Here is a 13,151-nt window from a genome sequence, read left to right on the forward strand (position 1 = left end):
GCCTGCGGTGCGAGCGTCGGGCCTGCGCCTCCGAGATTGCAGCGAGCGCTGGGCGGTCGGTCCAGTCGACGGGTCGCCGGCGGGAGGCGGGTCAGCCTGTCGCCTTGCGCCGGCGATAGCTCCGCACCAGAAGGAGCACGCTGATCGCGAGGGCCCAAGCCGGGAAGAGCAGCGCAACCCACTCGCTGTAGCTCGTCACGAACAAGAGCACGAGGGCGACCGCGTACGTGATCAGCGTCACCCACCTCGGCAGCGCCCCCGTGCGCAGCCACAGGGTGCCGAGCGAGAGCATGAATACCGCCGCCATGCGCAATGCGTAGACATTGCTGATCTGCAGGATCACCTCGCGGCTGATGAGCGCGACGGATGAGTCCGGCTCGTGCCCGCTGTTCGCGGTCGACAGGAGGCCGCCCGCGATGGCGGTGGCGACGAACACCATGGCCAGGAAGAGGATTCCGCTGCCGAGGAACGCAGACGCGAACAGCTTGTCCTCGGCCTCGCCGAAGGTATCGCGCAGTACGCCGAGAAGCCAAAGGAACGCGATACCGGCGAACGGCATGATCCAGACCGCCACAGCCACGCGGGTTGCCGCTTCACCGGACCAGTCGGGCGCCGACTCGGAAGACTCGGGGATCGCCGATCTCAACAGGATGAGCGCTGTCGCGTATAGCAGCGCGAAGAGCACGCCGGCGAGGGATGCGGCTCGAGGCGATGACATGGGCCGACGGGGCGGCGCTTCCGGCGTTCCGTTCATCTTCGGAACGTAGCGCTCGCCCAGTGCGGCGCCCGGGCCTTTCGACCCGACAGCATCGTGCGAACCGTCGGACGGGGTCAAGCCGCTCGAAGACTGGCGGAATTACGCGCCCTTTGACTGACTTGAGATGACGTAGGTCGCTTTAGAGCCACGTAACGCGTCTGTGAGGAAGTGCGTGGCTTACGATTCTAATTTTTTCGGCGATTCCTGATCGGGTTCTGGCCGCAATTCCGCCTCGGGGATCCGGGTGGCGCTTCGCACCCACCAGGCGCTCGGTCCGGCTGTAATTACTCCGTAAAGCAGGACGACCAGGCCTCCGGGCACATCGCCTGCGATCAAGCCAAGGGAACCGGCCACCCCCGCAGCCGAGCCCGTAACAAGTAGAAGGATCCAGTTGTACCGATTGGTCTGGCTAACTCGAACAATCCACGATGTTCGTGTCGTTGGACTGACGGGACTTGCCTCAGACCGCATAGACGATCTCGGCCCTTGTGAACGCACAGCTCGCGAAGCAAGGATTGCGCACCGCGCCGGCGTCGACCAGATCGATCCCGCGACCGACAGTCCGCTTCAGCTCTTCCCTCAGGTTGAAGTAGTCCTGGAGCAGCCCACCACGGCCCGGCAAGAAGTCGACGAGGAAATCGACATCGCTCGTCTCTCGGTCGAACGTGTCGTCGAGCACTGAGCCGAAGACGCGAAGCCGCTTAACTCCGTGCGCTTCGCACGCGCGAGCGATCGCGTGCACGTCGAGTAGCACCGCGGTGATCATGGCAGGGATTATCCCATCCCGACGGGATTCCACCGCATGAAGTGGCAGATTCGCGCCCCAAGAATGAGCGGGTGATCTACGCTCCCCGTAGCGCGGCTCGAACCGACTCAGCATCTAGAGCATTTCGCGTCACCCATCTCGTGAACGCCGCGGCAGAGGACGTCGGCGGATGGCCGGAAAACTGGATACCTGCGGCAGAGAGATGTGCTTCGATGTCGCGCCGAATGCGCGACCTGCTCACGAACGCAAGCGGCGCCGTGTAGGAGGCGATCAGCGCCAACCCGATCGCGGCCCAGTTGAGCCACGAGGCGCCCAGGGCTGCGAACGAAGCCGCAACGAGCGCGACGACGACAACGAGGTACGCCCCCCAGACCACATTGCCGATGGCCGACGACCGAACGAGACGAGCCCGAAACGGATCCTCAGCGTAATCTCCCCAGCTCGGCGAGCTCACAGTCACCTACCCATCTCCTGCAGAAACAGCGGCGATCTGCACGATGATCACGACGACCAGCACGACGAGGCTGAGCACCACGATCGCTCTGAGGGCCCCCGCTTCCGTCGCACCGTAATCGACACGCTCGCACTCTACTGGTCCCGAGCGCCTCCGGACCTTTAGCGGCATGTCTGCTGTTGGCGGGGGCATCTGCACCCTGCGCGCGCGACCGCAGACGTCCCGCGGATGCGCAAACGCGGCCCGTAACGCGCCGACGTCCCGATTCGACCACCGAAACCACCGGAATCGACCGAAACCCGCCGGTAGCACGCGCCGGATGCGCTGGATGCGCCGGAGCGGCCCGCCAAGCCCGGTCGCATGAAGAGAGCCCCCGACTCCTGCGTTTCCGCGGGAGTCGGGGGCTCTTCGTTGGTGCGCCCCCAGGGACTTGAACCCTGAACCCATTGATTAAGAGTCAATTGCTCTGCCGATTGAGCTAGAGGCGCATCCGGTTCGATTTCCCGAACCGAGGCTCAACATTAGCATCCGTTTTGCCTCACCCGCCAATCGAGGATGGCTCGGGTTCAGGCGCGTTCTTTGCGGGGCATGACGATCTCTTTGACGATGAGGATGATGCCGGCCGAGATGGGAATGGCGACGAGGGCGCCGGGCAGGCCGAAGAGCGTCGAGCCCGCGAGAGCGGAGATGAGGACGACGGAACCGGGCACCTGGACGGCCTTCCCCATGACGCGGGGTGTGAGGATGTACGCCTCCACCTGCATGTAGACGAGCATGAGGACGAGTACGATCACGCCGCTCACGGGCGAGTGGATGAACGCCAGGACCGACATGACGGCCGTTGTCAGAACGGTTCCGATGAGCGGGATGAGCGTGATGAAGAAGGCGGCCAACGCGATCAGGAACGCGCCGGGAACGCCGGTCGCGAGCAGCAGGATGAGGCTGTAGACGGCGTTGCAGAACGCCAGGATGACCATGCCGCTGAGGTACTTGCCGAAGTTCTGGAGGATCCGTTCCGTGTATCCCTCGAAGCGGTCGCGGTGCGATCGGCTCACCAGCCGGTACAGCGACTGCTTCGTCGCGTCGTAGGAGGCGATGAAGTAGATCGTCAGAATCGCGATGAAGAAGCCGGTCGTGAACGCATTGAGCAGGCTCAGCCCGAACCCGAGCAGCCCGTTGCCGATGGAGGCCCAGGTCTGCGGGTTCCTGGCCTGCTCGGAGATCCAGGAGAGCAGCTGCCCGAGCACGCCGTTGCTCGCGCTGTTGGCCGGGTCGAACCAGCCCTCGTCGCGCAGCCGCGAGATCTCCTGCGGGACCGCGGTGGCGAGGAAGCCGATCTGCTGGACCAGCAGGGGGACGATCACCCAGATGATCGCGACGAGCAGCGCGATGATCAGGAGGATGACGGTCACCACCGCCCAGGCCCGCGACATGCCGCGCCGCTGGAACCAGCGCACCAGCGGGTCGAGGCCAACGGTCGCGAAAGCGGCGAAGAACACCGAGAACAGGATCGAGCGCAGCCCGTACAGCATGAACCCGGCGACGAGGGCCCCGAGAGCGCCGAGGGTGAGCATGAAGCCGAACAGGAACGGACTGCGCCGGTACAGCGCCTCCCGGCCCGACACGGGTGCCGCGCTCCGAACGCGAGTGGGCGGCTGGACGAAACGCATGCGTGCCTCCTGATCGCGTGCCGTCGGTCAGACGGCGTCAGGGCGAGCGTATTGGCACGCGGTGCGGTCCAACAACAGCGAAGGTGCCGGAGGGACGGACCCGGCGGGCGGGTCAGCCGCGATCGCGCGCGATGACCGAGAAGTCCTTCTCGCCGTCGCCGGCCTCGATGGCCCGCTGGAGCTCGGCGGCGACGAGCGCGGCAGCGGGGAGGGGCGCATCGGCGGTCGACAGCATGAGCCGGAGGTCCTTGGCGAGCAGCGCCGCCGAGAACTGCGTGTCGTCGAACTCGCCGTCGAGGACGAGCTTCCCCTTCATCCCCGCGATGGGTGCGATCGTCGTGATGCCGAGGGTGGTGAGGACCTCCTCGCCGCTGAGCCCCGCGGCGGTTCCGAGCCGGATGGTCTCGCTGAGCGCCTCCATCGAGACCGCCAGGGCGAGGTTGGCCACGAGCTTCGCAGCGGCAGCCTTGCCGGGGGCGTCGAACGTCCGCAGCTTGTCGGGGTCGGCCCACAGGCTGACGAGACCGCGCGCCTCCCGGACGTCGTCATGGTCTCCGCCGACCAGCACGGCGAGGCTGCCGGCGCGCGCGGGCGCGAGCGATCCGACCACCGGGGAGTGCACGTAGCGCACGCCGGCGTCGGAGGCCCAGCGGGCGAACTCCTCCGTGTCGCTCGGGGAGACCGTCGTGACGTCGATCCAGAGAGCGCCGCGCGGGACCGGCAGAGCGGGCTCGACGATCACCTCCCGGACGGCGTCCGGGCCGAAGAGGACGCTGATGACGACGTCCGCGCCCTCCACCGCTTCGGCCGCCGATCGGGCGACCCGCGCACCCCGCCGCCCGACCGCCGCAGCCGGTTCCGGTGATCGATTCCACACGGTGACGCGCTGACCGCCGTCGATCAAGTGGGTGACGAGCTCGCGGCCCATCCGGCCGAGTCCGAGGAAAGCGATGTTCATGCGACCCACAATGCGCCCGCCGAGGCTCCGGTGGAAGGGGCGGGAGGCGCGCAACCGAAGCGACCCCGCGGGATGCGCGCCATCACTCCGCCGGCGCCACCCGGTCGAGCCGCGCCACGCCGATCTTCGAGTCCGCCATGCCGTAGAAGACCCACCGGTTCTCGCCGACCGTCTCGATCGCGGTCGGGAAGACCACGTTCGGGACGATCCCGCTCCGCTCATCGTCGGTCTCGGCGGCGAGGAGGGGCTCCGGGGACCGCTGCAGCACGCGCCAGGGCTCGTCGGCGTCGAGGATCATGGCTCCGGCGGCGTAGTTGACGTTCTGCTGCTGGTCGACCCCCGTCTCGAGTCGTCCGGTGACGCCGTGATGCAGCAGCAGCCAGCCCTCGGGCACGCGGATGGGAGCGGGACCGGCACCGATCTTGAGCTCCTCGAACGGGAACTCCGGCCCGGCCAGGAACCGGTTCTGCCGCCAGCGGGCGAGCTCGCCGAGGTCCGCCGTCACCGCGTCCAGCGGGATGAAGGCGATCCAGATGCTCGGGCGCTCGTCCATTCCCGTGGGCGGATGCGCGCCCTCGCCTGGCCGGATGCCGCCGAGATCCCACACGGGCCGGTGCAGCACAGCGAGGGAGGGTGTCCCATCGGGGGCCGTCACAGGCTCGGGGAAGAACACGGTGTCCTTGTTGTGGAACAGCGAGAGGTCGATGCCGAGCTCGTCGTCGTAGTCGTACTGGACCGGCCCGAGCCGGCGCCAGTCGCGCAGGTCGTCGGAGACGGCGACGGCGGTGCGCGGGCCGAGCGGACCGTACGCGACGTACGTCATCACGTGCAGGCCCAGGGCCGGGAGGAAGGTCACACGCGGGTCCTCGACGCCGGCGTTGCTCCTCCCGCGCTCGAACGGGCGGTCGGGCTCGAGCACCACCCCCTGGCGCTCCACGCCGACGGGCGTGTCCCCGTCGAGCAGCACGCGCGCGATGCCGACCCGCGAGACGTTTCCCTCGGCGACGAGCCGAGGGAGGAGGTACAGCTCGCCGTCGGGGCCGCGGCCGGACGCCGGGTTGAGCACCCCCTCGGCCTCGAGGGCGGCGCCGGGCTCCGGCGTCATGACCACACCGGAGCGGGTCAGAGCGTAGGGGAAGGTGAGCGTGCGGTCCTGTGTCGTCATGCGGCGACCTCCTTGTAGAAGTAGAGCTCTCGCGAGCCGGGAGGGGCATCCCATCCCTGAGCGAACGACCAGCGGCCGTCGATCGCCTGCAGACCGCCCCAGGCGAGCGAGCCGCCCCGGTTGACCGCCAGCTGGGTGAACGGGTCGTCGACCCGGTAGAGGGCCTGGGCGGCGGCGAAGTCGCCGTGCGCGTCGGCGTAGAAGAAGTCGAGCACGAGGTCATCGCCGCGGACAGCGGCGCAGGCGACCTCGAACAGGCTCCCGCCGAGCGCGGTGAGGTCGAGGTACGGCTGTTCCGAGAACGACCAGGCGAGGCCGTCCGGCGAGCGTCCGACGGTCGACCGGCCGCCGCAGCCCTCCGACAGGAACATGAGGTACTCGCCGTCGATGCGGACCGCCCGGCCGTGCTCGTCGCGCGGGATGACCGCGCCCTTCGCCCAGTACTCGGAGACCTCGTAGGGGACGACGAGTCCGCGCTTCTCCCAGTTCTCCAGATCATCGCTCACGGCGCAGAGGATGTCGACGGCGACGGAGCCGTCGTCGCGCCTCCAGATGCCGTTGTAGAAGAGGACGTACCGGTCGTCGATCGCGTAGACCTTGGGGTCCTCGCAGCCGAGCGCTTCGTTCTCGACGGTGGGGAAGACGACCGGATTGGCGGGGGAGTCCTCCCACGCTCCGGCGCGGCGGATCGCGTGCCCGATCCTGCTCGCCGTCGACTCCTTCCGCGGCGAGGCGCGGTAGAAGAGGTGCAGCTCGTCGTCGCGGACGATCACCGTGGGGTTGTAGACGGAGTCGCTGGTCCAGCCCACGCCGGTCGGATCGGGCCACTGGCCGTCGAGCCGGAAGGTCAGCGACTCGTCGCGGACGAACGGCCCGATCGCCCAGTCGGGGCGCTCGGGATACCTCGCCGAGAACTGGTCGGTCGAGATCCTGTCTGTCAGGGCGTTGGTGTGGGCCAGTGCCTCACGGTAGCTGGCGAGCAGGGCGTCGGGGGAGACGGGGTGCACGAGGCTCCTCTGGTGATGGGTGGACGGGTGCCGGGGATCAGCCCTTGACGGACGATCCCAGGTCGGTCGAGGTGAAATACCGCTGGAAGGCGATGAACAGCACGACGACCGGACCGGCGAGGACGACCGCTCCGGCGAGGATGGCGCCGTACGGGTTCGCCGTGGACGCGGCGACGGTGGAGATGTAGTTGGCGAGGGAGACCGCCAGCGGCTGCATCGACGCCTCCTTGGTGATGAGGAAGGGCCAGAGGAACTCGTTCCAGGGGCCGATGAACGTCAGCAGCAGGACGGTGACGAGCGCCGGCCGGACAAGCGGGAGGGCGATCCGCCAGAGCAGGGTGAACTCGCCCGCGCCGTCGATCCTCGCGGCGTCGAACAGCTCCCGGGGCAACTGGAGGAAGTACTGCCGGAAGATCAGCACCGCGGCGGAGTTGATCGCGAACGGCAGGATCATGCCCAGGTAGTTGTCGGCGAGCCCGTAGTCGCGCGCGATCAGCACGTAGAGCGGGATCATCAGCAGCTGGAAGGGGATCGTCTGGACCAGCAGGGCGAGACCGAAGGTCGTCCCGCGGCCGCGCCACTGCAGGATCGCGAGCGCGTAGCCGGCGAGGGTGCCGAAGACCACGGTGCCGAGCAGCACGCCGCCCGTGAAGATGCCCGACGACACGAGGCCGGAGACGAGGTTGATCCGCGAGTTGATCTCGCCGTAGTTCTCGAAGGAGAGGTTCGCCGGGTTCGGGAAGGCGCCGGCGATCGTGGTGTCCGGCTGCGTCTGGAGCGAGCCGATCACCATGTAGTAGAACGGGAACAGGAACGCGATGGCGCCGATGGCGAGGACGATCCCCTGAAGGATGCGCTGGCCCCGGCTGAGACGGCGTGCCGATCCCAGGTCTCGGCGCGATCGGGTGCGCGGCGGTCGTTCTGCTGTCGCAGTCATGCTTCTTTCCCTCCCGCGAATCGGTTCTGCAGGAACCCGATGACGAGCACCCCGATGACGAGCACGACGCCGATGGCGGCTGCGTATCCCGGGTGCCCCTGCTGGATGCCCTGCTGGTAGATGAGGAGCACCGGCGTGGTCGAATGACCGTCGGGGCCGCCGCCTCCGGTGAGGAGGTACGGCTCGGTGAAGAGGTTCGCTCCCGTGATGGTGCTGAGGAGCAGCACCAGGACGGTGGCGGGTCGAACGCCCGGGACCGTGACCGAGAAGAACTGCCGCACCCTGCCGGCGCCGTCAGTGGCGGCCGACTCGTAGAGCTCGGTGGGCACGTTCTGGAGGGCGGCCAGGTACAGGAGGATGTAGAACCCCAGTCCCTTCCACGTCACGTACACGGCGATGAGCGGCATGGCGAGCGCCGGGTTCGAGAACCAGCTCGGGGACGGCGCGAGGGGTCCGAGGACCTGGTTCACGAGACCGTCCTGGCCGAACATGAAGAGCCAGACGCCGATGATGGCGACGCTCGACGTGACGTAGGGCACGTAGTAGCTGACGCGGAGGAACGTGCGGAACCGCGCGATGCTGTTCAGCCCGGAGGCGAGCAGCAGCGACAGGACGACCGTCAGCGGGACGTTGATGATGAGGAAGATGCCGACGTTGACGAACGACTGCAGCACCTGGGGGTCGGTGAACGCCTGGACATAGTTGTCGAGGCCGACGAAGGGCCGGTTCACGGTAGCCCCGGGGGCCGCGAAGAAGTAGTCGAAGAACGACATGTACACGGCGAAGCAGAGCGGGAACGCGAAGATCACCAGCACGAAGATCAGGTAGGGCGCGCTGAACAGCCAGCCGAGCGGGTTCCGGCCGAGCACCCGCTGAAGCGCCGGCGCCCGGCGGCGCGGACCGGGCCCGGAGGCGGGCGACGGGCCCGCCTCCGGGTGCCTCTGGACGGTGGTGGTCATTTCTGGGCCTGGAGCTTGTCGATCTTGTCGGAGGCCGCCTTGAAGGCGTCCTCGACGGTCCCGCTCTGGTTCACGACGGCCTTGGTCCAGGCGTCGCGCAGCGCCTGCAGCTGGGCGATGGTGTTCGTGCCCGTAGGGTCGTCGGCCGTCCGCGCGCTCTGCGCGCCGAACTCCTTGTACGCGGGGTGCGCGTCGAAGTACGACGAGTACACGGAGGCGACGTCCTTGCGGATCGGCATCTGCCCGGTGACGTCGAGCAGCTTGCCGTCCTGCGCCTGGCTGGTGGCGAACTTGATGACGTCCCACGCCGTGCCCTGGTTCTTGCACGAGGTGTACATGCCGATGTTCTTCGCGTCCGGGAACGTGTAGGTCTGATCGGCCGGCTTTCCGTCCTTGGTCGGGACCGGCACGGAACCCCACTGGACCTTGTCGCCGTAGAAGGCGATGGCCCACGGGCCGACGATGGCCATGGCGGCCTTGCCGTCCTGGAACGCGTCGCCCTGAACCTGCTCGGTGCCGGCGAGCTTGTCCTTGTAGATGGTGCTCCAGAAGTTGGCGACGTCCATCGAGGCCTGGTCGGTGATGATCGACTTGCCGTTCTCGATGAAGGTCTTGCCGCCCGTCTCGGCGGCGAGAAGCGGGAGGTAGTCGAAGTTCGGCTGGAAGAACTCGCCCGTCGGTGCCGGGTAGATCGCGTAGGGAGCGGCGCCCGACGACTTGACCTTCTGAGCGGCGGCCAGGAACTTGTCGTACGTCGACAGATCCGGGTTGTTCGGGTCGATGCCGGCCTTCTGGAAGATCGCCTTGTTGTAGAAGATCATGACCGGGTTCTGCTTCCACGGCATCTGGTAGAAGTCGCCGTCGGCGGACTTGTACTGGGAGGCGCTGTCACCGCTCCGTCCCTCGATGTACTTGTTGCCGTCGGGGAACTTCGACAGGTCGACCAGGCCGCCCTGCTTCTGCCACTGGCCCGTGGCGGCGGGGAGGTTGTTGAACACGAGGCAGGGCGTCGTGCCGGCCGTGATGGCGGCGCCGATGACCTCCTCGGTGCTCTTGCCGGCGGGCACCTCCTGGGCCTTGATCTGCTCCTTCGGGTGCGCGGAGTTCCAGGCCGAGACCATGGACTTGCCCCACTGCACCTCCTGGGCGTTGTTCGAGTACCAGATGGTGATCGGGCCGTGCGCGCTCATCGCGCCGGAGGCTCCTCCGCCGGAGGAGCCGCACGCCGTGAGGCCTGCGGCCGCGAGGCCCGCAGCCAGGAGCGCCACGGCGCCGCGTCTGAGGACGGTTCTGCGTGTTCGCATGATGATTCTGCCTTTCGATCAGTGTTCGTCGTCTGATGGAGCCGCGGTCGATGCGCGCACCACCAGTCGTGCGGGGGGCAGGGCGACGTCGGTCGGCACGCCGTCATCCACCAGCCGCAGCAGTGCGGTGGCGGCGGCGATGCCCCAGCCGGCAGGGTCGTTGTCGAGGGTGGTGAGGGAGGGGTAGATGTACGACCCGATCTGCGAGCCGTCGAGCCCCGTGATGGAGAGCTGATCCGGGAGGCGCAGGCCGCGCTCGTGGGCGACGCCCATGCCCGCGATGGCCATTGGGTCGTTGCCGTAGACGATCGCCGTCGGACGCTCCTCCCGGTCGAGGAGGCGCTTGGTGGCCTCCGCGCCCTGCTCGGGCGAGAAGTCCGTCGCCTCGACCGTGGGCGTCAGCCCGTGCGCGGACAGCGCGGACTCGAGCCGCTCGCGGCGCCGAAGACCGTGGAGCATGCGTTCGTCGCCCGAGACGTAGGCGATGCGGCGGTGGCCGAGGCCGACGAGGTGTCGGACGAGCTCGTCGATGCCCTCGTCGTAATCGCGGGTGATCACGGGGAAGGGGCTGCCTCCGAGCGGCTCGCCGAGCGACACGGCGAGCGATCCGAGCCGCTCGATCAGCGGGATGCGCGCGTCCGTCGCCAGGAGGTCGGTGAGGAGGAACCCGTCGACGCGCTGGTCTCCGGCGAGCCGGGTGTAGGCGCGCTCCTCCGCCTCCGCGTCCGGGACGACGGTGAGCACGAGGACCTGGCCGCGCTCCGAGAGCACGGTCTCGACACCGGCGATGAAGGCGGCGAAGAAGGGGTCGACCTCGATGGTGCGGGGCGCGCGGCGGAGGACGAGACCCAGCGCGTACGCCCTCCGCGTGGTGAGCCCGCGCGCACCCGGGTTGGGCGACCACCCAAGTTCGCGGGCGACATCCAGGATGCGGTCGCGGGTCTCCGGCCGGACCCCCGGCCGGTCGTTGAGGGTGAGCGAGACGAGCGACTTGCTCACGCCGGCCGCTCGGGCCACGTCGTTGATGGTCACGCGGGCCCCGTTCATCGCGGCACCACCGTCGCGAACCCGCCGGGCTGGATGCGGATCTCGGCCCCTGCGCCTGCCGTGCGCGCCGGACCGGTTTGACGACCCGAGGAGTCGTAGGAGGTGACGGTCACCGGTCCCGCAGCGCGCAGCTTCTGCTTCGCGGTCTGATCGGTGGAGTTGACGTACAGGTCCAGGGAGGCGGTCCCCGCGAGCGCGAGGTGGGACACGACCGGCTGGACGATCACCGCGTCGAGGGAGACGGTCCCCGACACCCTGGCCGTGACCGAGGTCGCCCCCGCCGGCACGATGGCGGACAGCGTCTGGGGGAGCAGCAGCACCGGCGTCGGCGCGATGCCCTGCGGCGCGTTCCGGGCGTTGTCAGTGCTGCCGAGCGGAACCTCGCGGCCTCCCACCGCAGCGGTCCAGGTCGTCGTTCCGCTCCCGGCGACGGTGCCGTCACCCGCGGGTCCCAGGTCGGCGATGGGGAGGATGCGCACATCCGGGTGCCCCGCGGGCAGCGCGATGGTGACCGTGGACCCCGTCTGCGCCTCCACGTAGGCACCACCCGACCAGTTCGCCGACCCGGTCCACGCGGAGGCGGGGGTCCGGACGATCGCCGGTCCCGCGAGCGTTCCGGTCTCGGCCTCGGCGACCGTGAGGCCGTCGGCCGCGACGGTGCGGGTGAGGGAGGTGGCGGCCCGCGCGATAGCTGGGTGGGCGTCGAGCGCGAGCATGCTGAGCTCGGTGTGGATCGTCGACTCGGCACCGCAGTTGTGGTTGACGGTCCCGTCGCCGGCGATCCCGTCGATGCAGACTCCGGTCGAGGGGTCGTAGGCTGCGACTCCTGCTCGGTTGGCGCCGAAGTACCAGGCTGCCTGAGCGCCCGCCAGGGCGGCCAGGCCACCGGCTCCCGTGGCGTCCGAGGCCGCGATCAGCCCTTCGAGACGCGAGTCGACCCCGTAGGCGATCTGGGTGCGATCGGCCGGTGTGGGCGTCCAGCCGTTGTCCGGACCGCCGGAGGCGAGCAGCTGCGCGGTGAACACCGCGAGGTCGGCCGTGGCCTTCTGCTGGAGCGAGGAATCGTGAAGGGTGCTCGCCGCGGCGGTGAGCGCCGCGGGCTGCATCCCGGCCCAGGCGTGCCAGAACGTCGGCGAGTTCGCCTCCGGGAGCAGCGCGCCGAACGGCCACTGGCCGACCCCGCCGCTGGAAAGGTCCGCGATGCCCTCGGAGTAGCGGGCGAGCGCCGTCTTGACGGCGTCATCGCCGGGGGCGGCGTTCGCGTAGGCGCTGAGCCCGAGCACTGCCTCCGCCGTGGCTCCCGCGCTGCCGACGATCAGCCATGCGGGCACGCTCACGCCGTTCGCGATCGCCGTCTGCCCGTACTTCGACAGCGACTGCCGCTGCAGCGTCGCGACGGCGAGGTGCATGCGGTCGGCGAGGAAGGAGGCGAACGCGGGGTCGGCCGAACGGAAGCCGGCGTACCCCTCGCCGAGGGCCCAGACCGTGCGCGCGAGCCAGAACGACTCGGCCGAGTCGGACGGGTCGGGCAGTTCCTTCGGGATGGCGCTCGGGTTGAGCGTCCCGTCGTGCTGCTGCCAGAGGACGACGTTCCCGGCGTTCGGACCGTCCGCAGTCTGAAGGTAGGTGAGGGAACGGAGCAGCTCATAGGCGTTGGTGCGGCTCGAGGCCGTCCCGTTCTGCTTCCAGTCGCGGAGGTAGACGACGGCCGCGCGCGAGATGTCGTCCGCGTCATACGCGCCCTGGGCGTACCAGCCGCGCGCGGGGTCGGTCACCGGGCCTCCGCCGACGCGGTGGAAGCTGCCGTCGGGCTGGCGATCCGCGTAGACCCAAGGGGCCCGCGCGGTCGGCTCCTGCGCCGCCCGGTAGGTCGTGTGACCCGGGACACCGGAGAGGAGGGGGACATCGTCGAGCAGGAAGTCGAGATGGGAGAGATTCGTGAGCTCGGCCGGAACCGGCGCGGCCGCAGCGGGCGCCGAGAGGCTCGCGGCCTGGGCCGGGAGGGTGCTTCCGAGCACGAGGGCGAGGCCCGCCAGAGCGGCAGCGGCTCCTCGCATGGAGAACGTCGTTCGGTTTCGCATCGTTGCGCCCCTTGTTTTCTAAACCGGTTTAAAAGACGGTAGGCGC

At 68.8% G+C, this 13,151-nt stretch carries 11 protein-coding genes and 1 tRNA gene; all 12 read right to left on the reverse strand.

All coding sequences use genetic code 11. From position 1 onward, the window contains the following. Positions 1–91 precede the first annotated feature (91 nt). The 12 genes from FPT20_RS05880 to FPT20_RS05935 all read right to left on the reverse strand — a co-directional run bounded on the left by FPT20_RS05880 (position 92) and on the right by FPT20_RS05935 (position 13,105). Complete coding sequence (locus FPT20_RS05880; protein WP_158863485.1) at positions 92–718, reverse strand: hypothetical protein; 627 nt, start codon at positions 716–718, stop codon at positions 92–94. 499 nt (positions 719–1,217) lie between these two features. Beyond that, the gene (locus tag FPT20_RS05885; RefSeq protein ID WP_158863487.1) at positions 1,218–1,523 is read right to left on the reverse strand and encodes a nucleotidyltransferase family protein; all 306 of its coding nucleotides are present in this window, start codon (positions 1,521–1,523) and stop codon (positions 1,218–1,220) included. An 866-nt stretch (positions 1,524–2,389) separates the two neighbouring features. Next, a tRNA-Lys gene (locus FPT20_RS05890) sits at positions 2,390–2,465 on the reverse strand. A gap of 78 nt (positions 2,466–2,543) precedes the next feature. Then, the gene (locus tag FPT20_RS05895) at positions 2,544–3,647 is read right to left on the reverse strand and encodes an AI-2E family transporter (RefSeq protein WP_158863489.1); all 1,104 of its coding nucleotides are present in this window, start codon (positions 3,645–3,647) and stop codon (positions 2,544–2,546) included. Positions 3,648–3,759: 112 nt separating this feature from the next. Continuing rightward, positions 3,760–4,605, reverse strand: coding sequence for an NAD(P)-dependent oxidoreductase (locus tag FPT20_RS05900; protein WP_158863491.1), 846 nt, complete (start codon positions 4,603–4,605; stop codon positions 3,760–3,762). An 82-nt stretch (positions 4,606–4,687) separates the two neighbouring features. After that, positions 4,688–5,770: a glycoside hydrolase family 130 protein gene (locus tag FPT20_RS05905; RefSeq protein ID WP_158863493.1), complete on the reverse strand. Its 1,083-nt coding sequence runs from the start codon at positions 5,768–5,770 to the stop codon at positions 4,688–4,690. Then, positions 5,767–6,777 (reverse strand): hypothetical protein, encoded by a 1,011-nt coding sequence (locus FPT20_RS05910; protein ID WP_158863495.1) that lies wholly within the window; start codon positions 6,775–6,777, stop codon positions 5,767–5,769. The genes FPT20_RS05905 and FPT20_RS05910 overlap by 4 nt, the downstream gene beginning before the upstream one ends. A 37-nt stretch (positions 6,778–6,814) precedes the next feature. Further along, a complete protein-coding gene (locus FPT20_RS05915) occupies positions 6,815–7,714 on the reverse strand; it encodes a carbohydrate ABC transporter permease (RefSeq protein ID WP_158863497.1) in 900 nt (299 codons plus the stop codon). Continuing rightward, positions 7,711–8,673 carry a carbohydrate ABC transporter permease gene (locus FPT20_RS05920; protein WP_158863499.1) on the reverse strand — a complete coding sequence of 321 codons (963 nt, stop codon included), beginning with the start codon at positions 8,671–8,673 and terminating at the stop codon, positions 7,711–7,713. The genes FPT20_RS05915 and FPT20_RS05920 overlap by 4 nt, the downstream gene beginning before the upstream one ends. Further along, positions 8,670–9,977, reverse strand: a complete 1,308-nt coding sequence (locus tag FPT20_RS05925; RefSeq protein WP_158863501.1) for an ABC transporter substrate-binding protein — start codon at positions 9,975–9,977, stop codon at positions 8,670–8,672. The genes FPT20_RS05920 and FPT20_RS05925 overlap by 4 nt, the downstream gene beginning before the upstream one ends. Before the next feature lie 18 nt (positions 9,978–9,995). Further along, entirely contained in the window at positions 9,996–11,009 is a 1,014-nt protein-coding gene (locus FPT20_RS05930; protein ID WP_233265403.1) for a LacI family DNA-binding transcriptional regulator, read from the reverse strand. Between the two features lie 11 nt (positions 11,010–11,020). Next, positions 11,021–13,105, reverse strand: a complete 2,085-nt coding sequence (locus FPT20_RS05935) for a hypothetical protein (RefSeq protein ID WP_233265404.1) — start codon at positions 13,103–13,105, stop codon at positions 11,021–11,023. Between the last annotated feature and the right edge of the window lie 46 nt (positions 13,106–13,151).

The sequence above is a fragment of the Leifsonia sp. AG29 genome (genome assembly GCF_009765225.1).
Taxonomy (GTDB): Bacteria; Actinomycetota; Actinomycetes; order Actinomycetales; family Microbacteriaceae; genus Leifsonia.

Excerpts from the sequence above, each read along its gene's own strand:
- FPT20_RS05880 (WP_158863485.1), bottom strand. The coding sequence starts at position 718 with ATGTCATCGCCTCGAGCCGCATCCCTCGCCGGCGTGCTCTTCGCGCTG.
- FPT20_RS05900 (WP_158863491.1), bottom strand. The coding sequence starts at position 4,605 with ATGAACATCGCTTTCCTCGGACTCGGCCGGATGGGCCGCGAGCTCGTC.
- FPT20_RS05920 (WP_158863499.1), bottom strand. The coding sequence starts at position 8,673 with ATGACCACCACCGTCCAGAGGCACCCGGAGGCGGGCCCGTCGCCCGCC.
- FPT20_RS05935 (WP_233265404.1), bottom strand. The coding sequence starts at position 13,105 with ATGCGAAACCGAACGACGTTCTCCATGCGAGGAGCCGCTGCCGCTCTG.
- FPT20_RS05915 (WP_158863497.1), bottom strand. The coding sequence starts at position 7,714 with ATGACTGCGACAGCAGAACGACCGCCGCGCACCCGATCGCGCCGAGAC.
- FPT20_RS05905 (WP_158863493.1), bottom strand. The coding sequence starts at position 5,770 with ATGACGACACAGGACCGCACGCTCACCTTCCCCTACGCTCTGACCCGC.
- FPT20_RS05925 (WP_158863501.1), bottom strand. The coding sequence starts at position 9,977 with ATGCGAACACGCAGAACCGTCCTCAGACGCGGCGCCGTGGCGCTCCTG.
- FPT20_RS05885 (WP_158863487.1), bottom strand. The coding sequence starts at position 1,523 with ATGATCACCGCGGTGCTACTCGACGTGCACGCGATCGCTCGCGCGTGC.
- FPT20_RS05895 (WP_158863489.1), bottom strand. The coding sequence starts at position 3,647 with ATGCGTTTCGTCCAGCCGCCCACTCGCGTTCGGAGCGCGGCACCCGTG.